Below are 26051 nucleotides of genomic sequence, written 5' to 3' on the forward strand. Positions count from 1 at the left end.
CTACCGGCCGGAACGGTGGATCACCTCGCGGGCAAGCGCCCGGTAGGCCTCGGCGCCGCCCGACTTGGGGGCCCACGTGATGATCGGCTCCCCCGCCACGCTGGTCTCGGGGAACCGCACAGTCCGGTTGATGACCGTGTCGTACACCAGGTCACCGAACACCTCCACGACCCGCGACATCACCTCGCGAGCGTGCAGCGTCCGGCTGTCGAACATCGTCACGACGATGCCCTCGAGCGTGAGCCGGGGATTGAGTCGGTCCCGGACCTTGTCGACGGTGTCGTTGAGCAGCGCGAGACCGCGCAGCGAGAAGTACTCGCACTCCATCGGGATGATCACGCTGTCGGCGCACGCCAGCGCGTTGACGGTGAGCAGCCCCAACGACGGCTGGCAGTCGATCAGCACGTAGTCGTAGCGGTCGAGCACCGGGTGCAGCACGCGTCCGAGCGTCTGTTCACGACCCACCTCGGTGACCAGCTGGATCTCGGCGGCCGAGAGGTCGATATTGCTGGGCAGCAGATCCAGTCCGTCGATCCGGGTGCGCATCAGGACGTCGTCGATCGACGTGCGCTCCACCAGCAGGTTGTGGACCGTCAGATCCAGATCATGGTGTGCCACACCGAGACCCGCGGACAAGGCGCCTTGCGGGTCGAGATCCACCAGCAGCACGCGGCGTCCGTACTGGGCCAGCGAGGCGCCCAGATTGATCGTCGACGTCGTCTTGCCGACGCCACCCTTCTGGTTGCACATCGCGATGATCCGGGCGGGCCCGTGACCGCTGACCGGCGCCGGTTCGGGAACCTCGCGCAGCGGGCGTCCGGTGGGCCCCAACGGTGCCTCCGATTCGGTCTCGATGCCCTGCCCGATCTCGACCTTCTCTGCATATGACAGCGCGCCCCTGGAATACGGGTGCGCTGGCTCCGCCTCAGGCGGCTGCGGTGTCACCACGGTCCGATGCTCCCCGTCCTGTTGATCCCGTCCTGTCGATAGCTGATGCCGTAACGCTACCGCTTCGTGATCTCAAACGACTGCCAACACGCAACCGCGTCAACGTGCGCGGGGGTGGGCCTGCGCCCACACTTCACGGAGGGCACCCACCGTGACCATGGTGTATATCTGCGTCGTGGTGACCGAGGCGTGGCCCAGGAGTTCCTGGACGACGCGCACGTCCGCGCCGCCGTCGAGCAGGTGGGTGGCGAACGAGTGCCGCAGCGTGTGCGGCGACACCGCGACCGTGATGCCGGCCTTCTCGGCTGCGGTGTGCAGGACCTGCCACGCGCTCTGCCGGGACAACCGGCCGCCGCGGATGTTGAGGAACAGCGCCGGCGTGCCCCGCACCGACAGCGCGGGGCGCCCCCGCACCAGATAGGCGTCGATCGCGGCGATCGCGGGCCGGCCGACGGGGACGACGCGTTCCTTGCCGCCCTTGCCCCGCAGCAGCACCGCGCGCGACTCGGTGTCGAGGTCGTCGACATCCAGTCCCACCGCCTCAGAGATCCGCGCACCGGTCGAGTACAGCAACTCGAGCAGCGCCCTGTCGCGGAGGGTGCGCGGGTTGTCGGAGGCGCCGTCGCCACCGGCCGCGTCCAGGACCGCGAGCACGTCGTCGAGGGACAACGATTTGGGCAGACGACGGCCGGGGGTGGGCGGCTTCACGGCCCGGGCGACGTCCACCGACGTCACCCCCTCGGCGGCCGCGAACCGGTGCAGACCGCGGACCGCGATCAACGCCCGCGCCGCCGAACTCGCGGCGAGCGGGACGGTTCCGCTCTCGGGGTCACCCTTGCGCAGGGACACCACGAACTCACTGACATCGGCCTCACCGACCGATCGCAGATCCTCGATGCCGCGGTCCGCGAGGAACCGCGCATACCGGTCCAGGTCGCGCCGGTATGAACTGAGGGTGTTGCGCGCGGCACCGCGCTCGACGGCCAGGTGGTCCAGGTACGTGTCGATCTGTCCGCCGAGCGCCGTCATGCCGGTCCGCGGTCCGCCCCGGCGTGTTTGCGTCGCGCGAACGTCTCGGGCCGGTCGACCCAGTCCGCGTCGGCCGGGCGCAGGACCGCACCGCGTGCGCGGGCCGCCGCCAGCGCGAGGATCCCCGACACCGCGGTCGCGTTGACGATCTCGCCGCGCAGTGCCATCGCCACCGCGTCGTCGAGCGGCACGCGGGCGATCTCGAGGTCGGCCTCCTCGTCGTGCGCGTCCGGACGTCCGACGTCGTGCAGACCCTGAGCCAGGAACACCCGCACCGATTCGTCGGTGAACCCCGGCGACAACGCGACATCGACCAGCACCGACCACCGGTCGGCGGCCAGCCCGGTCTCCTCGACGAGTTCGCGGCGCGCCGCATCCAACGGCACCTCACCGGGCTCGTCGAGCAGACCGGCCGGTAGCTCCCACAGTCGGCGGCCCAGCGGGTGCCGATACTGCTTGATCAGAACCAGCCGGTCGGTGTCGTCGAGCACCGCGACGGCTACTGCCCCGTGATGCTCGACGACCTCCCGATCAGCTTCTCGCCCGCCGGGCATCGCGACCCGGTCCACGCGCAGGGCCACGATCGCCCCGCTGTACACGTCGCGTGAGTCGACCGTGTCGAACTCGTGCTCCCCCGGCAGGCTCATAAGGGTGCGCTATCCGACGCTGTCCGCGGTGGCCGGATCGGCCGGTGCGTCGACCGGCGCCTGCATACCTGCCTTGCGGGCGAGGGCAGCGGCGACGAACGCCGAGAACAGCGGGTGCGGACGGGTCGGACGGCTCTTGAGCTCCGGATGCGCCTGCGTCGCAACGAAGAACGGGTGCTTGTCCGCGGGCAGCTCGACGAACTCGACGAGATGGCCGTCCGGCGACGTGCCGGAGAACTGCAGACCGCTCTTGGCGATGCGATCGCGGTACGCGTTGTTGACCTCGTAGCGGTGACGGTGGCGCTCGGAGACGTTCTCGCTGTCGTACGCCTTCGCGACGACCGATCCCTTGGCCAGCACCGCCGGGTAGGCGCCCAGGCGCATCGTGCCGCCGAGGTCGGCTTCGCCGGCGACGATGTGCTCCTGGTCGGCCATCGTCGAGATGACCGGGTGCTTGGTGTCCGGATCGAACTCTTCGGAGTTCGCGTCCTTCAGGCCCACCGAGCGCGCCGCCTCGATGACGACGGCTTGCAGGCCCAGGCACAGGCCCAGCAGCGGGATCTGGCGGGTGCGGGCGAAGTGGATCGCGCCGAGCTTGCCCTCGATGCCGCGGATACCGAAACCGCCGGGGATCAGGACGGCGTCGGCCTCGCCGAGCGCGGCCTGGGCACCTTCCTCGGTCTCGCACTCGTCGGACGGAACCCACGAAATCTCGACCTTGGAGCGGTGCGCGAAACCACCGGCGCGCAGTGCCTCGGTGACGGACAAGTAGGCGTCCGGCAGGTCGACGTACTTGCCGACCAGCGCGACGCGGACCGTCTCGCGCGGGTTGTGCACGCGGTCGAGCAGGTCGCCCCACACCGTCCAGTCCACGTCACGGAAGGGCAGGCCGAGCTGACGGACGACGTAGGCGTCGAGTCCCTCGCTGTGCAGCACCTTCGGGATGTCGTAGATCGACGGCGCGTCGGGCGTGGAGATGCAGGCGTCGACGTCGACGTCGCACATCAGCGCGATCTTCGCCTTGAGCGCCTGCGGGACGTCACGATCGCAGCGCAGGATCAGCGCGTCCGGCTGGATACCGATGTTGCGCAGCGCGGCCACCGAGTGCTGCGTCGGCTTGGTCTTGAGCTCACCGGAGGGGCCGAGGTACGGCACCAGCGACACGTGCAGGAAGAAGACGTTCTCCCGGCCGACGTCGTGGCGCACCTGGCGGGCCGCCTCGAGGAACGGCTGGGACTCGATGTCGCCGACGGTGCCACCGATCTCGGTGATCACGACGTCGGGCACCTGGCCCTGGGCGTCGGGGCCGGCCATCGCGAGGACGCGGCTCTTGATCTCGTCGGTGATGTGCGGGATGACCTGGACAGTGTCGCCCAGGTACTCGCCGCGGCGCTCCTTGGCGATGACCGCGGAGTAGACCTGACCGGTCGTCACGTTCGCGAACGCGTTGAGGTCGCGGTCGAGGAACCGCTCGTAGTGTCCGACGTCGAGGTCGGTCTCGGCGCCGTCCTCGGTGACGAAGACCTCGCCGTGCTGGAACGGGTTCATCGTTCCGGGATCGACGTTGAGGTAGGGATCGAGCTTCTGCATGGTCACGCGCAGTCCGCGCGCGGTGAGCAGCTCACCGAGGCTGGAAGCGGTCAATCCCTTACCGAGAGAGGAGGCGACACCCCCGCTCACGAAGATGTGCTTGGTGGCGCTACGCGACTGGATGCGTGACTGTGGCAAAGGGGCTCCCGTGACGACTGTGCAGGACTTGGTCTGAGTTGAGCGTTCTGGGGCCTGCCGACCCACGGGACTTCACGGTAACACCTTCTCGCCCGGCCGCCTCGCACGACGCTCCGGTTCGGGAGCGACAGGCGTCACACCTGTCCTACGGCGTCGGCGCGCCGACGGTCACCGCGGTGGCGCCGGGACCCGTCCCGTACCGTCCGGAACCGCCTCCGAGCTGCTCCTGGAGCGCCAGCACCGTCGTGATTCGACCCGACTCCCGATCGACGTTGTCGACCGTGGTGAGCACCGCCGAGACGGCCGCGTCCGCACGGGCCACCGCGATCGGCCCACTGCCCTCCGCGGCGGCCGGTGGGCCCGCCAGCACGGTGCCGGCGCCACGCCCGTCGAGCGCTCCCGCGAACCGTGCGATCACCGCGCCCCGGTTACCGCCGGTGTTCTCGGGATCCCCCTCACCGGTCAGCACAACCGCCAACTGTGCAGGTTGAACGTTTCCGTCGTAGTCGATGAAGCCGCCGCCACGCAGCGTCTCGAGCGCCAGACCGCGCTCCTCGGGAGTGGTCTGCGGCTGCGCCGTCTGCGGGTTCAGGAGCAGCACCGAGCCCAGCAGGTCTCCCGCCAGACTGCCCTGGTCCACCGCGCCGGTCCGCAACTGGATGCCCGCTGGAATGATGTTCGTCACCGTCGTGCGCAACTGATCGCCGTTGACGGAGTCGACGAACGACTTGGTCAGCGACACGCGACCGGTGATCGCGCCACCGGCCTGGGCCACGACACGGTTGATCCCGTCGATGTCGGCAGGATCGGCATCCGGCGTCGTGACGAGGATCACCGAACGCTGCGCGAGGGTGTCGCGGACGATTCGGTCCGCGACGGCGGAGTCGAAACCGTCCGCCGACATGAGCTGTTCGCCGAGCTGGTTGTTCTCCTGGTTCAGATCCTCGATCTCGTTCTGCAGCTCGGCCTTGTCGTCCCGCAGCCCGGAGAGCATCCCGTTCGACAGCAGCCCGGAACCCAGCACGACGCCGATCGCGAGTGCCAGGAAGATCGCCGCTATGGAGATGGCATGTTGACGCATCGAAATCACTTGAACAGCCCCTGAACCCACAGCGCGAAGCTGTTCCACGTGTCGATTGCCCAGTCCATTGCGTCACCGCCGATGTTCGAGACGACGAGCGCCACGATCACCGCGGTCAGCGCCGCCAGCACCAGCAGCGCGATCGCCGCGCCGGACACCCGGCTGCGGTACAACGTCGCCACGGCCTTGGCGTCCACCAGTTTGGGCCCGACCTTGAGCCTCGTCATGAAGGCCGCCGGGTTGGTATCGCGGCGGCCGCGGTCGAAGAACTCGTCGAGCGAGACGGTGCTGCCGACCGTGACGATGAGCGACGCGCCGTGATGGTCGGCCAGCAGCAGCGCCAGATCCGACGGCGACGCCGACGCCGGGAACGTCATCGCGCCGATGCCGAGGTCCTGGATCCGGGACAGTCCCTGCGCGTGACCGTCCGGGTCGGCCGGCAGCACAACCTCGGCACCGCACTTGAGGGTCTCGGCGGTGATGTCCTCGGGATCGCCGACGATCAGGTCGGGGCGGTATCCCGCCTTCGTCAGGGTGTCGGCGCCGGCGCCGACACCGATGAGGATCGGTGAGTACTCCTTGATGAACGGCTTGAGAGCCTTCAGATCGGCTTGGTGGTCCGGTCCGTCGGCCACGACCACGACATGGCGATCCTCGAGGTCGACGTCGATGTCCGGCACGCCGACGCCGTCGATCAGCAGCGGACTCTCGGAACGGATGAACTCGATCGTGTTGCCCGAGAAGGCCTCGAGATGGTCGACCAGCCCGGTCCTGGCCTCGATCATGCGATCGGAGATCTCGGCCTCGGTCTGCTCCTCACCCTTCGCCAGGGCACGGTCACCGGCGAAGACACTGCCCTCGTGCAGGCGGATCTTCGACCCGTCCTTGATCGCCTTGAAGATCTCCGTCCCGGCCGAGTCGACCAGCACGATGCCGTTGGCGAGCAGCACCTCGGGACCGAGGTTCGGGTAGCGACCCGAGATGGACGGGGACGCGTTGACGACCGCCAGCACGCCGGCGGCCACCAGGGCGTCCGCCGTGACGCGGTCCAGATCGATCTCGTCGAGGACGACGATGTCGCCGTGTCCGACGCGACGCAGCAACTTGGTGGTGTCGCGGTCGACTCGAGCGATGCCACTGATTCCGGGTAGGGATTCGGTCTTTCGGGAGAGCAGCGCCGGCATCTTCATGACCTCGATGATCGCCCGTCGCACGCGGATGATCGTGGAGGCGCGCCGTATCAACTACCACACCCGTCACAGCTATACCAACAGAAAAGTCGGTTTTCGTGCTATGCGTGGGCGGTACTGCGCTCCTGCCCCGCGATCGACAACAACTCCTCGGCGTGCGCGCGGCCGGTCTCCGTGTCGTCCAGGCCGGCGAGCATGCGAGCGAGTTCGACCACCCGATCGTCCTCGGTCAGGGTGCGCACACCACTGTCGACGCCGCGGCGCACGTCGTCGGTCTTGTCCACCACGAGGTGTGTGTCGGCGAAGGCCGCCACCTGCGGCAGATGAGTGACGACAATGACCTGATGGGTCCGCGCGAGACGAGCGAGGCGACGTCCGATCTCCACCGCCGCGCGGCCGCCCACACCGGCGTCCACCTCGTCGAAGACCATGGTCGCGCCCCGATCCGAGCCCGCGAGCACCACCTCGAGCGCGAGCATCACGCGGGACAACTCACCGCCCGACGCGCTCTTGCTGATCGGCAGTGCCTGGGCTCCGCTGTGCGCGGCCAGCCGAAACTCCACCTCGTCGACCCCGGACGCTCCGGCATGCAGTTCCCGGCCGTCGACCGCCAGCGGCGCCGAGTCGTTGGGTCCGGCCTCGCGGGCCCGCACCGACACGTCGAGCGCGGCCCGTCCCATCGCGAGACCGGCCAACTCATCGCTGACCGCCTTCGCGAGCTTCGTCGCCGCCTTCGTGCGGGCGGCCGTCAGCTTCACCGCGGCCTCCGCGGTGAGCTTCGCGGTCTCGTCGACGCGAGCAGACAGGTCCGCGAGCGCGTCCGCAGAGACATCGATCTTCGCGAGCCGCTCACGGGCCGTGTCGGCCCACGCCAGCACACCGTCGATGTCTGCCGCGTACTTACGCGTCAGTGCCTTCAGTTCGGCTTGACGGGTCAGCAGAGTGTCCAGCGCACCGGGATCGCTCGGTAGCCCGGACAGGTACCCGGACAGCTCGCCCGAAACGTCCGCGACGACAGCGATCGCCTCGCCCAGCCGCGGCCCCAGTCCCGCCAGGGCCGGATCGTCCGACGACTCGATCCGCGAGCGGGCCTCACCCAACAGGTCGAGGGCCGCCGACGCTCCGCCCAGCGCGTCGTCGTCGACGCCGGCGAGCGCGGCCTGCGCGCCCTCGGCGGCCGAACGCAACGAATCGAGATCACCGAGCCTGCGCACCTCGGTGACAATGTCGGTGTCCTCGCCCGGTGTCGGCGCGGCACGGTCGATCTCCTCGAGCGCGAACGTCAGCTGATCGGCCTCCTGCGCGAGTTCCCGCGTCCGGCTGGTCCGTTCGATCAGCTCCGTCCGCGCCTCGACCCACTCGGCTCGATGCTTGCGGTAGCGCGTGAGCAGCGGGCCGATCGTCTTGTCCGCGAACCGATCGAGCGCGGCACGCTGCTGATCCGGCCGCAGGAGGCGCAGCTGGTCGTTCTGCCCGTGCACGGTGAGCAGCGGGTCGGTGAACTCGGAGAGCACGCCGGCCGGGACACTGCGCCCGCCCAGGTGAGCTCGGGACCGTCCGTCGCCGCCCACGGTGCGCACCGCGATGATGCTGCCGTCCTCGTCCCGCTCCGCACCGCACGACTCGAGCAGTCGCGCAACCTCGCGGTCGACCTGTGGGGCGGAGTCGTCGACGGTGAACCGGCCCTCGACGACCGCACGCGCCGCGCCCACGCGCACGCGTCCGGCGTCGGCGCGCGCACCGCTGAGCAGATGCAGGCTGGTGACGACCATGGTCTTGCCGGCGCCGGTCTCACCCGTGAGTACCGTCAGGCCTGCGTGGAACTGAGCGGAGGCCGACGAGATGGCTCCGAGGTTGTCGATCCGAATCTCCGCCAGCACAGTTACCGCTTCCTCCCTCGCCACCCCGTCACCGGAAGATCGAACTTGCGCACCATCCGGTCCGCGAACGGCGCGGAATCCAGACGGACCCAGCGGATCGGATCCTTGCCGCGTATCACCTCGACGCGGGCACCCGCCGGCAGTTCCAGCGTGCGCCGTCCGTCGCAGAACACGAGGCCGTCGTGGCTGTCCGCCACCGTCTCGACGGCGACGATCGACTCGGGACTGGTGACCAGTGGACGCGCGAACAACGCATGCGCGTTGCTCGGAATGACCAGCAGCGCTTCAAGTTCCGGCCACACGACCGGTCCGCCGGCAGAGAAAGCGTACGCCGTCGATCCGGTCGGTGTCGCGACGAGCACTCCGTCACAGCCGAACGAAGAGACCGGACGGCCGTCGACCTCGAGGACCACTTCCAGCACGCCGAGCCGGGACCGGTTCTCGATACTCGCCTCGTTGAGCGCCCATCCGCGCTGGACGATCCGGTCCTCGATCCGGACCATCACGTCCAGTGTCATCCGGTGCTCGATGCGGTACTCGCGCCGCACCACCTGCTCCATCGCCGCCTCGAGGTGCTCGGCCTCCGCCTCGGCGAGGAACCCGATCCGCCCGAGATTGATCCCCAGGACGGGGACATCCGCGGATTGCGCCAGCTCGGCCGCACGCAGGAAGCTGCCGTCGCCGCCGAGCACGATCACCATCTCGCAATCCGAGGCAGCACCCGGCCCTTCCGGTACCACGGAGACGTCAGGCCGGTCCGACCCCGTCCCGAGTGATTCGACCCGCTCCAGATCGACCTCGTTCTCGAGAAGTCGCAACGCGATGCCCGCGCGGGCACAGATGGCCGCGACACGACGGGCCGTTTCGGTGATCTCGGCACGGCCCGAATGGGCGACCAGCAGAATCTGGCGCGGCGCGGCGACCTCCTGGCCGGCGGTCGCGGGGGTATCGGTCACTGTGGACCTTCCTGAACGGCACGACGAATGAGGTCCTCCACCGACGGCTCGGGACCGCCGGCTCCCCCGATCTCGGCCGGTGCGGTGCCGGTGGCGACGGCGGTGACGTCTTTGCGCAGCCAGAGGAAGTACTCGACGTTGCCGGACGGCCCCGGCAGAGGGCTCGCCACTGCCCCGACCGTCCGCAACCCGAGTTCGGCCGCGGCCTGCGCAACCTCGAGCACCGCGCTCGCACGCAGCTCGGGGTCGCGGACCACGCCACCGGTGCCGACACGTTCCTTGCCGACCTCGAACTGAGGCTTGACCATCGGCACCAGATCGGCGCCCTCGGCGGCGCAGGCGACCAGTGCCGGCAGAACCAGTTTGAGTGAGATGAACGACAGGTCGGTCACCACAAGGTCGGCCGGACCTCCGATGGTCTCCGCATCGATGGATCGGACGTTGGTCCGGTCGATCACGTGGACACGATCATCGGACTGGAGCCGCCACACGAGCTGGCCGTAGCCGACATCGACGGCGACAACTTCACGTGCACCGTTGTGCAGGAGAACGTCGGTGAAACCGCCGGTCGAGGCGCCCGCATCCAGGCACCGCCGACCCTCGACCGTGAGTCCCTCGGGCATGAACGCGTCGAGCGCACCGATCAGCTTGTGTGCACCGCGCGACGCCCACGAGATCTCTTCGTCGACGTCGGTCACGAGCAGCGGCGTGCCGGCCTCGATCGCGGTCGCCGGCTTGGTTGCCACGTTCCCCGAGATGAGGACGCGTCCGGCCGAGATCAATTCGACCGCATGCTCACGTGAGCGAGCGAGCCCCCGCCGCACGAGTTCCGCATCGACTCTTGCTCGACGTGCCACCTCAGACCTTGTCCACTGCTGCCAGGGACTCGACGAGAACATCGTGAGCCCGTTCGAGAATCTGTGCCTGACGTGCGAGTTCCTCGGCATCACCAGACTGGGGCGAGCTACCGGACGCGTCCCCGAGCTGCAACAGCAGCTCGTCGACACGGCGGTGGACGCCCGCCGGATCGGCTCCGCCGCCGGCGTCCGGGAGGTGTTGGCCTGGAAGTGGTACTGACGTGCTCATCGCTGCAAACCTAGCCCATTCGCCCGACAACAGACCACCTGCGACCGGCCGGTGACCCGACCGGTCGCGGCGTCACATCTCGCCCAGAAGGTACGACACGGCGGCGCGCGCCGTGTCGTCACCGGCGCGAACACGGACGAACTCGGGATGCCGCCACGCGGCAGCGAGAACCGACAGGAACGCGCCCGTGCGAGTCCCGTCCGGGACACCGGGAGCAGCGTGGATCACGAGGTCTCCCCCGACGAACTCCACCCGCCACCCCGGCCGAGTGCCGACCGCAGATGCCGAAGCCGGACGGTTGAGAGCGTCCAGCGATTCGGCGACGTAGGTCGGACGGTGCGTCTCGTCGGCGCGCAGCAGATCGGCTGTCGTGCTCACCCCGGTCAGGACCAGCAACGATTCGGCACCCACCGCGTTCGCGCCGGCGATATCGGTGTCGAGGCGATCGCCCACGACGAGCGGCCGTCCGGTGCCCGCACGATTCAGCGCATCCTCCATCAACGGAGAAGCGGGCTTGCCCGCGACGATCGGCTCCCGCCCGGTGGCGGTCCGCACCGCGGCAACCATCGATCCGTTGCCCAGCACCAACCCGCGCTCGGTCGGGAGCGTCGTGTCGACGTTCGCGGCGATCCACAACGCACCCGCCCGGATTGCCAACGTGGCCTCGGCGAGAATCACCCAGTCGGTGGCAGGCGAGTGCCCCTGCACGACGGCGACCGGCTCGTCCTGGAACCGCCGGACGGCACGGAGACCGACGTTCTCGACCTCGGCCGCGAGTGCGTCCGTCCCAACGATGAGGACGGCTGCACCGGGAGCGAGACGCTCCGACAGCAAGCGCGCCGCCGACTGCGAGCTCGTCACGACGTCCGAGTCCGCAGCATGGAAGCCGAGGTCACGCAGATGAGCGGCGACTTCTGCAGGACTCCGGCTGGCGTTGTTCGTCACATACAGCTGACGCTCGTCGCCCGCGTCGAGGGCTTCCCGCGCACCCGGAATGACCTCCGGCCCCTGGTAGACGGTGCCGTCGAGGTCGAGCAGCAACACGTCGTACCCCGCGCGGAGTGGGACACCCACTGCCTCCGTCACTGACCGTCTCCGGTCAGCTCGGCCACACGCTCCTCCGCATCGGTGTCACCGTCGAGATCGGCGGCCGCCGAGTTGAGGAACCACTTGAGTCCGTCTTCGATCCGGCCGGCCGCGACGAGCGCGTCGGCGTACGCGTAGAACAGACGGGCCGCAGCCGCACCCGAGCGCGACGCGTCGAGATCCGGAGTCTGCAGCGTCACCACGGCCTGGTCGAACTGCCCCAGATCCATGCGTGCACCCGCGACGACCATCCGCAGTTCGCTGGCGTCCTCACCGGTGAGCGCCCGAGCCTCGTCGCTGCGACCCAGCTCGATGGCACGCTCGGGACGACCCAGACCCCGCTCGCAGTCGGCCATGACCGCGAGGAATCCCGGCCCACCCGACATCCGGCGGGCTGCACGCAACTCGGACAGTGCCTCGGCCCACTCACCAGCGTGGTAGGCCGTGATTCCTGCGGTCTCACGAACCACCGCGATACGTCCGGCGCGCTGGCGTGCGGCACGGGCATGCGCGAGTGCCAGACGCGGGTCGTCCTCGATCAGCCGACCGGCCATCACCAGGTGCCGGGCAACCGCATTCGCATTGTTCTTGTCCAGGCTCAGCAGATCCCGGCGTACTGCGGGATCGAGCTCGCCGGCCTCGACCTCGTCAGGCAGATCCGGCTCGTCGGGGCGAGCGTCACGACGGTTCGGGCCCATGGACTCGCGGCCACGTGCCGGACCGAAGCCGCCCTCGCCGCCACGACGGCGCGGGGCGCCGCCGGTCCCGCGACGGTCGTCACCACGACTGTCGAACTGCCGACGGTCGTCACCGCGACGCTCACCGCGGGCATCGCCCGTGCGACTGTCGCCACCGCGGTACTCGCCGCGATTCTCGGTGCGCCGATCGTCGCGATCGCGCCACTGGCCTCCGCCACCGTTGGGGCGGCCGGCACGGTCCTGCCCACCGCTCGGCGCCTGACGCCGGTCGTCACGTGAACCCTGACGATCCGACGGGCGGCCACCGCGGTTTCCCTGCTGTCCTTGGTGTCCTTCGGAACGGTGAGTGCCGTCTCCGCGGAAGTTCCGACGATCACCACTGCTTTCCGACACAGCCATTCCTTTCATACAAAACACGAAAGGGGACCCAGTGTGTTGGGTCCCCTTTCGGTAACGGATGTTCGGCGGTGTCCTACTCTCCCACACCCTGTCGGGTGCAGTACCATCGGCGCTGGAGGGCTTAGCTTCCGGGTTCGGAATGGGACCGGGCGTTTCCCCTCCGCTATGGCCGCCGTAACTCTATGAAACTGTCACACATTCAATTCCCCCGCCCGAACCACCCGCCGGCACAAGACCTGGGGTGTTGGGGGTGAATGGTATCTGTGTGTTGTTTCAGATACCGCACAGTGGACGCGTAGCTTCTTTGTGGTAAGTCCTCGGCCTATTAGTACCAGTCACCTCCACACGTTACCGTGCTTCCAGTTCTGGCCTATCAACCCGGTGGTCTGCCGGGGGCCTTACCCCCTCGAGGGGGTGAGAAACCTCATCTTGGAACAGGCTTCCCGCTTAGATGCTTTCAGCGGTTATCCCTTCCGAACGTAGCTAACCAGCAGTGCTCCTGGCGGAACAACTGGCACACCAGAGGTTCGTCCGTCCCGGTCCTCTCGTACTAGGGACAGCCTTCCTCAAGTTTCTAACGCGCGCGGCGGATAGAGACCGAACTGTCTCACGACGTTCTAAACCCAGCTCGCGTGCCGCTTTAATGGGCGAACAGCCCAACCCTTGGGACCTACTCCAGCCCCAGGATGCGACGAGCCGACATCGAGGTGCCAAACCATCCCGTCGATATGGACTCTTGGGGAAGATCAGCCTGTTATCCCCGGGGTACCTTTTATCCGTTGAGCGACACCGCTTCCACTTGCCGGTGCCGGATCACTAGTCCCGACTTTCGTCCCTGCTCGACCTGTCAGTCTCACAGTCAAGCTCCCTTGTGCACTTGCACTCAACACCTGATTGCCAACCAGGCTGAGGGAACCTTTGGGCGCCTCCGTTACATTTTGGGAGGCAACCGCCCCAGTTAAACTACCCACCAGGCACTGTCCCTGAACCAGATCATGGTCCGAGGTTAGATGTCCAATACGATCAGAGTGGTATTTCAACAACGACTCCACGAACACTGGCGTGCCCGCTTCACAGTCTCCCACCTATCCTACACAAACCGAACCGAACACCAATACCAAGCTATAGTGAAGGTCCCGGGGTCTTTTCGTCCTGCCGCGCGTAACGAGCATCTTTACTCGTAATGCAATTTCGCCGAGTCTGTGGTTGAGACAGCAGAGAAGTCGTTACGCCATTCGTGCAGGTCGGAACTTACCCGACAAGGAATTTCGCTACCTTAGGATGGTTATAGTTACCACCGCCGTTTACTGGGGCTTAAATTCTCAGCTTCGCCATTGCTGGCTAACCGGTCCTCTTAACCTTCCAGCACCGGGCAGGCGTCAGTCCGTATACATCGTCTTACGACTTCGCACGGACCTGTGTTTTTAGTAAACAGTCGCTTCTCTCTGGTCTCTGCGGCCCCACCCAGCTCACCAAGCAAGTTGGATCACCAGACGAGGCCCCCCTTCTCCCGAAGTTACGGGGGCATTTTGCCGAGTTCCTTAACCACAGTTATCTCGATCGCCTTAGTATTCTCTACCTGACCACCTGTGTCGGTTTGGGGTACGGGCCGTGTGAAAGCTCGCTAGAGGCTTTTCTCGGCAGCATAGGATCACTGAATTCGCCTCAATCGGCTACGCATCACGTCTCAGGCTGTATGTGACCCGGATTTGCCTAGGCCACGCCCTACACGCTTACACCAGTATTACCACTGACTGGCTCAGCTACCTTCCTGCGTCACCCCATCGCTTGGCTACTACCAGATCAGGTCCCGTGCATCCACATCCAGGTTCCCCGAAGGGAAGTAAGGACGCTTCAGGACGGTTAGTATCACTGATTCACCAGGGGCGCGTTCACACGGGTACGGGAATATCAACCCGTTGTCCATCGACTACGCCTGTCGGCCTCGCCTTAGGTCCCGACTCACCCTGGGCGGATTAACCTGGCCCAGGAACCCTTGGTCATTCGGCGGACGAGTTTCTCACTCGTCTTTCGCTACTCATGCCTGCATTCTCACTCGTGCAGCCTCCACAACTAGGTCACCCCGCTGCTTCCATGGCTGCACGACGCTCCCCTACCCATCCACACCACTGCACAACCCCCCGCAGGAGGAAATGGGTGTTATGTGAATGCCGCGGCTTCGGCGGTGTACTTGAGCCCCGCTACATTGTCGGCGCAGGATCACTTGACCAGTGAGCTATTACGCACTCTTTCAAGGGTGGCTGCTTCTAAGCCAACCTCCTGGTTGTCTTCGCGACCCCACATCCTTTTCCACTTAGTACACGCTTAGGGGCCTTAGCCGGCGATCTGGGCTGTTTCCCTCTCGACTACGAAGCTTATCCCCCGCAGTCTCACTGCCGCGCTCTCACACTCTGGCATTCGGAGTTTGGCTGACGTCAGTAACCTTGTGGGGCCCATCGGCCATCCAGTAGCTCTACCTCCAGAGTGAAACACGCGACGCTGCACCTAAATGCATTTCGGGGAGAACCAGCTATCACGGAGTTTGATTGGCCTTTCACCCCTACCCACAGCTCATCCCCTCAGTTTTCAACCTAAGTGGGTTCGGGCCTCCACGACGTCTTACCGTCGCTTCACCCTGGCCATGGGTAGATCACTCCGCTTCGGGTCTAGAACATGCCACTACGGACGCCCTATTCGGACTCGCTTTCGCTACGGCTACCCCACACGGGTTAACCTCGCGACATGCCGCTAACTCGCAGGCTCATTCTTCAAAAGGCACGCCATCACCCCCCAACACCGAAGTGTTCGAAGGCTCTGACGGATTGTAAGCGCACGGTTTCAGGTACTATTTCACTCCCCTCCCGGGGTACTTTTCACCTTTCCCTCACGGTACTAGTCCGCTATCGGTCACCAGGGAGTATTCAGGCTTATCGGGTGGTCCCGACAGATTCACAGCAGATTTCACGGGCCCGCTGCTACTTGGGTGTCCACTACAACAGTCACCATGTTTTCGTCTACGGGATTCTCACCCTCTACGACAGGCCGTTCCAGACCACTTCGACTAACACGATGATTTCTTACTGTTGGCCAACCCGGCAGAATTGACAAAATGGATCCCACAACCCCACGAATGCAACGCCCGCCGGCTATCACACATCCATGGTTTAGCCTCTTCCGCTTTCGCTCGCCACTACTCACGGAATCACTATTGTTTTCTCTTCCTGTGGGTACTGAGATGTTTCACTTCCCCACGTTCCCTCCACACGCCCTATATATTCAGGCGCGGGTAACCACACATCACTGTGGCTGGGTTTCCCCATTCGGAAATCCTCGGATCTCAGCTCGGTTGACAGCTCCCCGAGGCTTATCGCAGCCTCCTACGTCCTTCATCGGCTCCTGGTGCCAAGGCATCCACCGTACGCTCTTCATTACTTACAACAAAGATGCTCGCGTCCACTGTGCAGTTCTCAAACAACACACCCCGCTCGAACTCGCGTCAACACCATGCCCACCACCGAAGTAGCGCGGTCTGCCTGACATCCGAACAGGATCGTTTCTTCCTGGAGAAAAACACTCGCGTGTTCTCTCAGGACCCAACAGTATGCCGATATAACTCTCTTCCCGCCGGCACAGTGGCCGGCGGTAGCGAAGAAGAATGCTTGTCAGTGTTCCACCCATGAGCAACCGCAGTGAAACATGTGTTCACTAAACGGCCTCTGCCTTACTCCCCTCACACCAGTGTGTGAGTCCGAGAAGGAGAATGCTCCTTAGAAAGGAGGTGATCCAGCCGCACCTTCCGGTACGGCTACCTTGTTACGACTTCGTCCCAATCGCCGATCCCACCTTCGACGGCTCCCTCCACAAGGGTTAGGCCACCGGCTTCGGGTGTTACCGACTTTCATGACGTGACGGGCGGTGTGTACAAGGCCCGGGAACGTATTCACCGCAGCGTTGCTGATCTGCGATTACTAGCGACTCCGACTTCACGGGGTCGAGTTGCAGACCCCGATCCGAACTGAGACCGGCTTTAAGGGATTCGCTCCACCTCACGGTATCGCAGCCCTCTGTACCGGCCATTGTAGCATGTGTGAAGCCCTGGACATAAGGGGCATGATGACTTGACGTCGTCCCCACCTTCCTCCGAGTTGACCCCGGCAGTCTCCTGCGAGTCCCCGCCATTACGCGCTGGCAACACAGGACAAGGGTTGCGCTCGTTGCGGGACTTAACCCAACATCTCACGACACGAGCTGACGACAGCCATGCACCACCTGTATACCGACCACAAGGGGGGCCGTATCTCTACGGCTTTCCGGTATATGTCAAACCCAGGTAAGGTTCTTCGCGTTGCATCGAATTAATCCACATGCTCCGCCGCTTGTGCGGGCCCCCGTCAATTCCTTTGAGTTTTAGCCTTGCGGCCGTACTCCCCAGGCGGGGCGCTTAATGCGTTAGCTACGGCACGGATCCCGTGGAAGGAAACCCACACCTAGCGCCCACCGTTTACGGCGTGGACTACCAGGGTATCTAATCCTGTTCGCTACCCACGCTTTCGCTCCTCAGCGTCAGTTACTGCCCAGAGACCCGCCTTCGCCACCGGTGTTCCTCCTGATATCTGCGCATTTCACCGCTACACCAGGAATTCCAGTCTCCCCTGCAGTACTCAAGTCTGCCCGTATCGCCTGCAAGCCAGCAGTTGAGCTGCTGGTTTTCACAGACGACGCGACAAACCGCCTACGAGCTCTTTACGCCCAGTAATTCCGGACAACGCTCGCACCCTACGTATTACCGCGGCTGCTGGCACGTAGTTGGCCGGTGCTTCTTCTGCAGGTACCGTCACTCTCGCTTCGTCCCTGCTGAAAGAGGTTTACAACCCGAAGGCCGTCATCCCTCACGCGGCGTCGCTGCATCAGGCTTTCGCCCATTGTGCAATATTCCCCACTGCTGCCTCCCGTAGGAGTCTGGGCCGTGTCTCAGTCCCAGTGTGGCCGGTCGCCCTCTCAGGCCGGCTACCCGTCGTCGCCTTGGTAGGCCATTACCCCACCAACAAGCTGATAGGCCGCGGGCCCATCCTGCACCAGTAAACCTTTCCAACCCCCACCATGCAGTGGAGGCTCATATCCGGTATTAGACCCAGTTTCCCAGGCTTATCCCGAAGTGCAGGGCAGATCACCCACGTGTTACTCACCCGTTCGCCGCTCGTGTACCCCGAAGGGCCTTACCGCTCGACTTGCATGTGTTAAGCACGCCGCCAGCGTTCGTCCTGAGCCAGGATCAAACTCTCCGTTGAAGACTCTAGATTGGCCAGCCAAAGCCGGCAATCAGTCATAGACATCGAGTCAAATCACTAGCAAAATAAACTCAAACTAGCTGTTGCGCTGACCATCCCAGACGGAAGAATGGAACGATCAGCAAACCCGCACCCAAAAAGGATGCGAGGTACCAAAAAATTGGCACTGACATTCATCGACACACTGTTGAGTTCTCAAAGAACACACGCACACCACCACTCGAAACCCTCAGGCTCCTCGTTTCGGGGCAACTGTTCCAGCCTAACCGAACCAAGTCTCGGACGCAAATCCGCTACTTTGTCGGCCACCCGAACGCGCTCCACCATCCTACAGGATGTTTCACACTCGGATTTTCAGGCGCTCTCCGTACAACCTCGTTTTCCCTCGCCGAGCTGCGAAGCTCGGCGGCGGGTCGGTGTCCGTGTCGCTCTGACCTGGAATAAGTTACGGGGCTTTGCACCGGAACGCCAAATTGCCTGGTCACAGGGCTTGCCCGGCCACTCTGGATCGAAAAGCCGCAGGTAGACCGAACGGGGCGGGGCGAACCCCGCCCCGTTCGGGCACAACTTGATCTTCGTGACGCCGGACACGTCAGCCGGCGAGCACCTTGATGCCACCGAAGTTCTTCCGTCCCCGTCGGATCACGAGCCACTTTCCGTGCAGCAGATCCGTCGCGCTCGGCGCCCAGTCGTCGGCCTCGACTCGCTGGTTGTTCACGTAGGCGCCGCCTTCCTTGACAGCTCGGCGCGCAGCGCCCTTGCTCTCGCACAGCCCGCTCGCTACCAGGAGATCGATGATCGTGTCCGGCTCACCTGCTCGAACCTCTGCGATCGACGCCTCCTTCAGCGCAGCCGCGAGCGTCGACTCGTCGAGGTCCGTCAGCTCGGCGCGGCCGAACAACGCCTTGCTCGCGAGCTCAACCGCGTCCGTATTTGCCTGTCCGTGGACGAGCGTCGTCATCTCGGCAGCGAGCCGGCGCTGCGCCTCACGAGCCTGCGGGCGCTCCGCCGTCGCGGTCTCGAGCTCCGCGAACTCCTCCTGCGTCAGGAACGTAAACCAGCGCAGGTAACGCATGACATCCGCGTCACCGGTGTTCACGAAGTACTGGTACCAGGCGTACGGGCTGGTCATCTCGGGATCGAGCCACAGGCTGCCGCCACCGGTCGACTTGCCGAACTTCTTGCCGTCCGCAGACGTCACGAGCGGGACCGTCATCGCGTGGACCGAGGCACCGTCGAGCTTCCGGTTGAGGTCGACCCCGGCGATGATGTTGCCCCACTGGTCGGAGCCGCCGACCTGCAACGCGCAACCGTAGTTGCGGCGCAGGTGCACGAAGTCGTTCGCCTGCAGCAACATGTAGCTGAACTCGGTGTAGGACATGCCGTCGGACTCGAGACGCCGCTTGACGGTGTCCCGCGCAAGCATGACGTTCACGGAGAAGTGCTTACCGATGTCGCGCAGGAAATCGATTGCCGTCAGCTTGGACGTCCAGTTGGCGTTGTTCTCGATGACCGCGCCGGTCGGTGAATCGTCGAAGTCGACGAAGCGCTCGAGCTGCGAGCGGATGCGATCGGCCCATTCGGCGACCGTGTCGGCCGAGTTCATAGTGCGCTCGCCGACATCGCGGGGGTCACCGATCATGCCGGTGGCGCCGCCGGCCAGGACGATCGGCCGGTGACCTGCGCGCTGGAAGCGCTTGAGGGCGAGCAGCGGGACCAGGTGGCCTGCGTGCAAGCTCGGCCCGGTCGGATCGAAACCGGCATACAACGTGACTGGACCGGCCTCGGTCTCACGACGCAGCGCGTCCAGATCGGTCGACTGGGCGATGAGGCCCCGCCAGGTCAGTTCGTCAAGGATGTTCTCAGTCACGCACCCGATCATCCCATCGCTCGGTGACCGCAGGTGCGCGCGGGCTGCGGCGGTACGCGGAAACGGCGGCCGAGCCCGGGATCCACAGCCGCCACGGCCGGTCTGCGGCAACGGCGATCCCGACCCGTGGGCCGCTCCGGTAGGGCGTCGGCTCCCCCAGTCCCAGGCGCGTGTCCGGGTGGGTCCCGAACAGGTCGACCCCGTTGTCGTCGAGGGTCAGGCCGAGTGCCGAACCGAGGTTGCCCGGTCCGCGGGCGGCGTCGGGGTGACGACTGATCCCCGGACGGCGTGAGGCGACCAGCTCGTGGCCGTCGATGATCTCGGCAGCGCGCAACAGCACGCCACCGGCGACGCCGTCCGGTCCGTACGAGACGTTCGCGCAGTAGTGCATTCCGTAGCTGCGGTAGACGTACAGATGGCCCGCCTCACCGAACATCACCGCGTTCCGCGGTGTCCGTCCCCGGAAGGAGTGCGACGCCGGATCCGGCCATGGGCCCTGTAAGTCGCCTCCATACGCCTCCACCTCGACTATCCGCGCCCGCACCGCGCCCACGGTCAGCGTCGCGCCGAGAAGGGCCCGGGCCGCCTCGATCGGGTGGTCGGCGTCGCGGAGGACGTCACGTCCAGGAGTGGTCACGGTGACGATTGTGCACCGACGTCGCGCGGTGGCGTCCGGAGCGTTGACGGGCGTCCCCGCGCGGGCAAATAATTCACCGAATGGTGAGTTCATCGCTCGATGAATCGAGGTCGACATGACCGGAACCTCCGCTTCGTCCTCCGCGGCGATAGAGATCCACGAGCTCAATGTCCGACGCGGTGGCGCCCCCGCACTGAGGGACGTGACCCTGGCGATTCCCCGCGGAACGGTCACGGGGCTGCTCGGTCCGTCGGGGTGCGGCAAGACCACTCTGATGCGGTGCATCGTCGGCACCCAGATCGTGGAGTCCGGCACGGTCACCGTGCTGGGCCGCCCGGCGGGCGCGGCGGCTCTGCGGCGTCGGATCGGCTACGTGACCCAGGCGCCGAGCGTCTACCTGGATCTGACGATCAGGGACAACGTGCGGTACTTCGCCTCGTTGTACGGCCGCGGCAACGACGCGGTCGCCGACACCATCGAGGCCGTCGGCCTCACGACCCACACCCACCACCAAGCGGGCGACCTGTCGGGCGGGCAGCTCGGCCGAGTGTCACTGGCGTGCGCACTGGTCGCCCAGCCGGAGCTGCTGGTGCTGGACGAGCCCACCGTCGGGCTCGACCCCGTCCTGCGCGCCGAGCTGTGGGAACACTTCGCCTCGCTTGCCGCTGCGGGCACGACACTGCTCGTGTCGAGCCACGTCATGGACGAGGCCGACCACTGCGAGAACCTCCTGCTGCTGCGGGACGGCCGGCTGCTCGCGCACGTGCCACCCGACGAACTCCGGCGCCGTACCGGCAAGGCAAACCTCGAGGAGGCGTTCCTCTCGCTAATCCGGGAACACCAGGTCGGAGTCCAGCCATGATCATCACGCCCCGTATCTACACCGCGAGTACGACGCGCATCCTGCGTCAGCTCCGCGTGGACCACCGGACCGTCGCGATGATCCTGGTGGTGCCGTCGTTGCTGATGGTGCTCCTGTACTTCCTCTATCAGAACGTCCCGACCCCGCCCGGCCAGACTCCGCTGTTCGACCGGATCGCGATCACGATGCTCGGCATCATCCCGTTCATCGTGATGTTCCTGGTGACGTCGATCGCGATGCAGCGCGAACGCAGTTCCGGCACCCTCGAACGCCTGCTGACCACGCCCCTGTCGAAGCTCGACCTGCTCGCCGGCTACGGCACCGCCTTCTCGATCGCCGCGGCGGCGCAGGCCGGCCTCGCCTGTGCGGTCGCCTTCGGATTTCTGAACCTGACCACCGAAGGCAGCGTGATCTGGGTCCTGCTCATCGCGGTGGTCAACGCCGTACTCGGGGTCGCGCTGGGCCTGCTGTGCAGCGCGTTCGCCCGCACCGAGTTCCAGGCCGTGCAGTTCATGCCGGTCATCGTGATCCCGCAACTCCTGCTGTGCGGGCTGCTGGTTCCGCGGGGTCAGCTGCCGCAGTGGCTGGAGTGGATCAGCAACGTGCTGCCGCTGAGCTACGCGGTGGAGGCCCTGCAGCAGGTGGCCACCAATCCCGGCACGACCACGTTGATGTGGCGTGACCTCGGGATCGTCGTGGCGTTCGTGGTGGTCGCGCTGAGTCTCGGGGCCGCGACACTGCGTCGGCGGACACCGTGATGGCGGAGCCGTCCTCGCCGACCCGTTCCGGGAGGCGTCCCGGGCGCTCGGGGACCCGCGACCGGATCCTGCAGGTCGCTCGAAACCAGTTCGCGAGCAAAGGGTTCGACCACACGACCATTCGCTCGATCGCGTCGGAGTCCGGCGTCGACTCGGCACTCGTCCACCACTACTTCGGCACAAAGCAGCGCCTGCTGGTCGACGCGATCGAGCTACCCATCGACCCCGCGACGATCCTCGGCGCGCTCGAGGCGGCCCCGGTGGACGCACTTGGCGAGACGCTCGCGCGGACAGTGATCGGAGTCTGGGACTCCACGCACCAGCCCGCGGTGGTCGCCGCGGTGCGGTCCGCGCTGACGGGCGGCGACGAGAACCTCGTCCGCAGCTTCCTCCTCGAGGTCGCGCTGAAGGGCATCGCCGCGAGAGTGGACTCCCCGACCGGAACCGGGGACCTGCGCGTCGCACTCGTCGCCTCGCAGATGACGGGCCTGTTCGTCACCCGCCACCTGTTGAGGATCGAAGCCCTGCGGACCTTGTCCACGGAGCAGACCGTCCAGCTGATCGCGCCCACACTGCAGCGCTATTTCACCGGACTGCTGGAACCGGTCTAGTCGGTGTCGGAGGCGACGCCGCGGGCGACGAAATCGTCGTGCTCGGCGTCGGTGACATCACGTGCCTCGTCGACCAGCAGCACGGGGATACCGTTCTCGATCGGGTAGGCCCGGTGCAGGCGCGGGTTGTAGAGCAACTCGTCACCGACCAACAGCAACGGCCCCTTGTCCTGCGGGCACGCCAGAATGCTGAGCAGGGTGGGATCAATAACCACTTCAGTCCTCTCGGGCCGTCCGGGATCTCGGCCGGTCCAGGCTACAAGTCTCCGCGGGAGTGCTCACGCGGGCACCCCACCCGGCTTCGCCGACGGGTCCCCGAACCTCGCCGCCGTCGCCTTGGTGAGGCGCTTGTACCGGCCGGTGTCCACGTCGAGGTACCACGCGCGCACGCTCGGCTTCGGGAGGCCCGCTGCCTGCAACTCGGACGCCCGAGGGCGGTACGAGGCGCCGAGCGGGATGCGGTCGACGACGTGCACGATGTCGGGGCACTGCTCGATCGGCAACTGCCCGAGTGCGGCACCGATCTCCGCCGCGCTGGGGACGCGTCCCTCGTGGACGGTGATCGCCGCGACCGCCACGTGGGACTCCCCCGCGGGCACCGGATACGCGACCGCCAACTCGACCTGCGGCATCTCCCCGAGGGCATCGACGATCGGCTGCGTGAAGACCGGTCCGCGCGCGGCGGCGACCACGGTGCGCTTGTGGTCGACCAGCCAGTAGTCTCCGTCCGCGTCCCGCCGGAAGAGGTTCTCGGTGGGCACCCAGGCGTCGCCGGCAGCGAAGACGCCCCGCATCACGCCGGGAACCGCCTCCGCGCGTGCGCCCGGCCGACCGAGAAGCAGGCCTACTTCGTCGTCCTCGCACTCACGGACGAATCCCTGCGCGTCCTCGAGCAGACGCCCCTCGATCGGGTCGTACGCGCCCAGTCGAACCTCGGCGCTGCCGGGGAGCGGGCGCCCCTTGGAACCGACCTTCGCGCCGGAGACATTGACCAGCACCACGTCACCCTCGGTGGACGCATAGAACTCGAGCACCTGCGCCGGGGCGAACCGCTCGGTGGTTCGGCGCCACAACCCGGGCGGCATGCCCGAGCCGATGAACAGGCGCACGGGATGCCCGTGCTCGAGCGGCAGCAGCTTGGCATCGAGAATCTCACGCAGCATCGTCCACGTGTAGCTGACGACCGTGACCCCGTACCGGTGGATCTCCTCCGCGAAGCGCTCCGGATCCAGCCCGCGCGACAGCGCGATCCGCGAACCGCCCGCGACCGCGCCGCCGAGGGTGGCCATCAGCCCCGACGAATGATGCAGCGGCGCAAGGCAGTACACCGTGTCGCCGCGACTGAGCGAGGCCGCGGACGCCGTACCGAACGCCGAGAGCGCCCAGCGGTAGTTCGTGATGAACTTGGCCTCGAGGCTGCCGCGCGACCCACTGAAGATCACGAACGCCAGTTCCCGTGCAAGCCCGGGATCCGGGCGATACCAGCCGGGCAGTGTCACCGCATCCGGGTCGACCTGCTCCAGGTCCACCACGTCCGGCCCCAGCTCGACGTCGAGCCCGCGGAATTCGCCGCCGCCGAGCACGAGGACCTTCTTGCCGGTCGCCACCGCGTCTTCGAGGTGGTCCGGGTCGACGAGGATGCGATCGACCCCACCCAGTCGCACCGCTTCGTCGAGATCCCCGCCCGGCGGCAACAGCGCTGCGACGGCACCGAGCCGCGACAGCGCCGCGATCGCGACCAGCGCGCTGGGGCGGGTCTCCATCAGGACACCGACATGGTTGGCCGGCCGGATACCGGCATGGATGAGACCACGGACCACGTTGTCGATGCGCGTGTTGACGGCGGCGTTGGTGTGCACTCGATCGTCGAACAGGAAGAACTCCCCGTTCGCCGCCTTGCGTCCCTGCTCGGCGAGCAACAGCCCCAGTGAGATCCGCGAGTGCGGCTGCAGCTGACCGAGCCGAGCAAGTCTCGGCAACGCACGAGCAGCCTCGACGGAGAGCTCGCGAGTACCACGCACGGTGTCGGTGGCGAGATCCGCGATTCCCTTGCCGACGCCCACACCGACCTCGGCGATCGACGCGACGGTATGGGCCAGCCGGTTGGCGATGCTCACACCGCTGTCGGTGCCGGACGGCTCGTCGTGGATCATCGCGTCGACGGTGTCCGGGCGCGGCCCGGTGCCCTCACGCCATCGAACCCACTGTCCGGTGGTCGGCCACGTCCGGGCTGCCGCGGCGGAGCCGACGACGAGGCCGAAGTGCCCTGCGCGCAACGTCGATTCGAACGCCTCGGCCCGGGGCGCTGCCCGCTTGATCCCGCGCACGGCGAGCGGTTGGCCGATGTCGTCGACCTCACCGACGAACGCAAGAACCGGACACGTGATCTCGGCGAGGCTCACCGGGGTGTCCTTGATGACGAACCCACCGGTCATCATCCGGTTGTGGACGATGAACTGCTTGAGCAGTTCGGCGACCGCGGGGCCGGACCACGCCACCCAGCCGTCCTGCGCCAGGAAGCGGCGCTGCTGCTCGCGCGGCAGCAGCGCTTCGCGGTCGTGCAACTGCCGCAGGAAGTCGAGTCGGGATTTCGCGGTCTTCACCGGATCGAGCAACTGGAAGCCGGTGCGCGCCATCCACCCGGCGATCGACAAACGATTGAACACGTGGTCGGCGAGCACGTCGGCGGCCTTGGTCGCGATGCCCTCGGGGATGTTGAACGGCAGCGCGGCCAGCGTGTCGACGGGCGCACCGAAAGTGATCAGGCTGGCGATGTTCCGGCACCGCCGGAAGGCCGCGGCCTGGTAGCAGAACATGCCACCCTGCGAATAGCCCGACAGGTGGACGTCACGACCGGTGTGCTCGTGGACCAGGTCGATGATCTCGCTGATCGCGACAATGTGATCCGCCAGTGTGCGGTCCCAGCCGCCCTCCTCGGTGTCCGGGGAGCCGAAGTCGACGACCCACGGATCGATGCCCATCTCGTGCAGGATCCCGACGGCGCCCTGGTCGCGGGTGACGTCGTACACGTCCGCCGACATCATCATCGGCGGCACGAGCACGATCGGCGGCCCGGCCTGATCCGGAGCGGTGTCCGGGAAGTATCGGCGCAGTCGATACATCGGGGCGCGCTCGACGATCTGGAACGGCGACGGTGTGGCACCGGTTTCCAGACCGCCGAGGCGAACCACCTCGAGGCCGTTCTGTGCCGTGGCGACGGCTCGCCGAAGCGAACCCACCACGTAGTCGGAGCTCAGACTCACCAGCACTCCCCCAGCAACCCATCGTGACTTGCAT

General features: G+C 66.2%; 19 protein-coding genes and 3 rRNA genes. 4 read left to right on the forward strand and 18 right to left on the reverse strand.

Features of this window, described 5'->3' with window-relative positions:
- From HUN07_RS14550 to HUN07_RS14590, 9 genes are all read right to left on the reverse strand, one after another.
- Complete coding sequence (locus tag HUN07_RS14550; protein ID WP_441346821.1) at positions 1-891, reverse strand: ParA family protein; 891 nt, start codon at positions 889-891, stop codon at positions 1-3.
- 156 nt (positions 892-1047) lie between these two features.
- A complete protein-coding gene (gene xerD / locus HUN07_RS14555) occupies positions 1048-1977 on the reverse strand; it encodes a site-specific tyrosine recombinase XerD (protein ID WP_114723496.1) in 930 nt (309 codons plus the stop codon).
- Complete coding sequence (locus HUN07_RS14560; protein WP_174910487.1) at positions 1974-2624, reverse strand: NUDIX domain-containing protein; 651 nt, start codon at positions 2622-2624, stop codon at positions 1974-1976. Before HUN07_RS14560 ends, xerD begins: the two co-directional genes overlap by 4 nt.
- A gap of 9 nt (positions 2625-2633) precedes the next feature.
- Complete coding sequence (locus tag HUN07_RS14565) at positions 2634-4352, reverse strand: CTP synthase (protein ID WP_174910488.1); 1719 nt, start codon at positions 4350-4352, stop codon at positions 2634-2636.
- A gap of 145 nt (positions 4353-4497) precedes the next feature.
- Positions 4498-5442 carry a copper transporter gene (locus HUN07_RS14570; RefSeq protein ID WP_114723493.1) on the reverse strand — a complete coding sequence of 315 codons (945 nt, stop codon included), beginning with the start codon at positions 5440-5442 and terminating at the stop codon, positions 4498-4500.
- Positions 5439-6623 carry a putative cytokinetic ring protein SteA gene (gene steA, locus HUN07_RS14575; RefSeq protein ID WP_114723586.1) on the reverse strand — a complete coding sequence of 395 codons (1185 nt, stop codon included), beginning with the start codon at positions 6621-6623 and terminating at the stop codon, positions 5439-5441. The genes HUN07_RS14570 and steA overlap by 4 nt, the downstream gene beginning before the upstream one ends.
- 101 nt (positions 6624-6724) lie before the next feature.
- Entirely contained in the window at positions 6725-8503 is a 1779-nt protein-coding gene (gene recN, locus HUN07_RS14580) for a DNA repair protein RecN (protein ID WP_174910490.1), read from the reverse strand.
- A gap of 2 nt (positions 8504-8505) precedes the next feature.
- Entirely contained in the window at positions 8506-9459 is a 954-nt protein-coding gene (locus tag HUN07_RS14585) for an NAD kinase (RefSeq protein ID WP_114723491.1), read from the reverse strand.
- Positions 9456-10316 carry a TlyA family RNA methyltransferase gene (locus HUN07_RS14590; protein ID WP_174910492.1) on the reverse strand — a complete coding sequence of 287 codons (861 nt, stop codon included), beginning with the start codon at positions 10314-10316 and terminating at the stop codon, positions 9456-9458. The genes HUN07_RS14585 and HUN07_RS14590 overlap by 4 nt, the downstream gene beginning before the upstream one ends.
- A 43-nt stretch (positions 10317-10359) precedes the next feature.
- Between HUN07_RS14590 and HUN07_RS14595 the strand changes: the two genes are divergently transcribed.
- The gene (locus tag HUN07_RS14595) at positions 10360-10536 is read left to right on the forward strand and encodes a hypothetical protein (RefSeq protein ID WP_174910494.1); all 177 of its coding nucleotides are present in this window, start codon (positions 10360-10362) and stop codon (positions 10534-10536) included.
- An 81-nt stretch (positions 10537-10617) separates the two neighbouring features.
- On the opposite strand, the gene HUN07_RS14600 is transcribed toward HUN07_RS14595, so the two are convergent.
- From HUN07_RS14600 to HUN07_RS14630, 7 genes are all read right to left on the reverse strand, one after another.
- On the reverse strand, positions 10618-11631 hold the full coding sequence (locus HUN07_RS14600) for an HAD-IIA family hydrolase (protein WP_254622514.1): 1014 nt from the start codon (positions 11629-11631) through the stop codon (positions 10618-10620).
- The gene (locus HUN07_RS14605) at positions 11628-12728 is read right to left on the reverse strand and encodes a hypothetical protein (protein ID WP_397484742.1); all 1101 of its coding nucleotides are present in this window, start codon (positions 12726-12728) and stop codon (positions 11628-11630) included. The genes HUN07_RS14600 and HUN07_RS14605 overlap by 4 nt, the downstream gene beginning before the upstream one ends.
- 60 nt (positions 12729-12788) lie before the next feature.
- Positions 12789-12905, reverse strand: a 5S ribosomal RNA gene (gene rrf / locus HUN07_RS14610).
- A gap of 128 nt (positions 12906-13033) precedes the next feature.
- Positions 13034-16166: ribosomal RNA gene (locus HUN07_RS14615) — 23S ribosomal RNA — on the reverse strand.
- A 333-nt stretch (positions 16167-16499) separates the two neighbouring features.
- A 16S ribosomal RNA gene (locus tag HUN07_RS14620) occupies positions 16500-18016 on the reverse strand.
- Together the 16S, 23S and 5S rRNA genes form the textbook arrangement of a ribosomal RNA operon.
- A 592-nt stretch (positions 18017-18608) precedes the next feature.
- On the reverse strand, positions 18609-19886 hold the full coding sequence (gene tyrS / locus HUN07_RS14625) for a tyrosine--tRNA ligase (RefSeq protein WP_254622515.1): 1278 nt from the start codon (positions 19884-19886) through the stop codon (positions 18609-18611).
- The gene (locus HUN07_RS14630) at positions 19879-20523 is read right to left on the reverse strand and encodes a DNA-3-methyladenine glycosylase (RefSeq protein ID WP_254622516.1); all 645 of its coding nucleotides are present in this window, start codon (positions 20521-20523) and stop codon (positions 19879-19881) included. Before HUN07_RS14630 ends, tyrS begins: the two co-directional genes overlap by 8 nt.
- A 115-nt stretch (positions 20524-20638) precedes the next feature.
- On the opposite strand from HUN07_RS14630, the gene HUN07_RS14635 reads away from it, so the two are divergent.
- From HUN07_RS14635 to HUN07_RS14645, 3 genes are read left to right on the forward strand one after another with little or no spacing between them, the layout of a single operon-like run.
- Positions 20639-21385 carry an ABC transporter ATP-binding protein gene (locus HUN07_RS14635; RefSeq protein ID WP_174910498.1) on the forward strand — a complete coding sequence of 249 codons (747 nt, stop codon included), beginning with the start codon at positions 20639-20641 and terminating at the stop codon, positions 21383-21385.
- Complete coding sequence (locus HUN07_RS14640; RefSeq protein WP_114722872.1) at positions 21382-22143, forward strand: ABC transporter permease; 762 nt, start codon at positions 21382-21384, stop codon at positions 22141-22143. The genes HUN07_RS14635 and HUN07_RS14640 overlap by 4 nt, the downstream gene beginning before the upstream one ends.
- Entirely contained in the window at positions 22143-22754 is a 612-nt protein-coding gene (locus tag HUN07_RS14645) for a TetR/AcrR family transcriptional regulator (RefSeq protein ID WP_174910500.1), read from the forward strand. Before HUN07_RS14640 ends, HUN07_RS14645 begins: the two co-directional genes overlap by 1 nt.
- Here the strand turns inward: HUN07_RS14645 and HUN07_RS14650 are convergent.
- Together HUN07_RS14650 and HUN07_RS14655 are read right to left on the reverse strand one after the other, a co-directional pair.
- Positions 22751-22969, reverse strand: a complete 219-nt coding sequence (locus HUN07_RS14650; protein WP_174910502.1) for a Trm112 family protein — start codon at positions 22967-22969, stop codon at positions 22751-22753. The two genes, HUN07_RS14645 and HUN07_RS14650, sit on opposite strands and share 4 nt — an antisense overlap.
- A 63-nt stretch (positions 22970-23032) precedes the next feature.
- On the reverse strand, positions 23033-26020 hold the full coding sequence (locus HUN07_RS14655; RefSeq protein ID WP_441346822.1) for an acyl-CoA synthetase: 2988 nt from the start codon (positions 26018-26020) through the stop codon (positions 23033-23035).
- Between the last annotated feature and the right edge of the window lie 31 nt (positions 26021-26051).

This window comes from Rhodococcus sp. W8901 (genome assembly GCF_013348805.1).
Classification (GTDB): domain Bacteria; phylum Actinomycetota; class Actinomycetes; order Mycobacteriales; family Mycobacteriaceae; genus Prescottella.

What these genes read in the sequence shown, in the direction of transcription:
- xerD (WP_114723496.1), bottom strand. Translation starts at nt 1,977, where the DNA reads ATGACGGCGCTCGGCGGACAGATCGACACGTACCTGGACCACCTGGCC.
- HUN07_RS14560 (WP_174910487.1), bottom strand. Translation starts at nt 2,624, where the DNA reads ATGAGCCTGCCGGGGGAGCACGAGTTCGACACGGTCGACTCACGCGAC.
- steA (WP_114723586.1), bottom strand. Translation starts at nt 6,623, where the DNA reads ATGAAGATGCCGGCGCTGCTCTCCCGAAAGACCGAATCCCTACCCGGA.
- HUN07_RS14605 (WP_397484742.1), bottom strand. Translation starts at nt 12,728, where the DNA reads ATGGCTGTGTCGGAAAGCAGTGGTGATCGTCGGAACTTCCGCGGAGAC.
- HUN07_RS14635 (WP_174910498.1), top strand. Translation starts at nt 20,639, where the DNA reads ATGACCGGAACCTCCGCTTCGTCCTCCGCGGCGATAGAGATCCACGAG.
- HUN07_RS14640 (WP_114722872.1), top strand. Translation starts at nt 21,382, where the DNA reads ATGATCATCACGCCCCGTATCTACACCGCGAGTACGACGCGCATCCTG.
- HUN07_RS14645 (WP_174910500.1), top strand. Translation starts at nt 22,143, where the DNA reads ATGGCGGAGCCGTCCTCGCCGACCCGTTCCGGGAGGCGTCCCGGGCGC.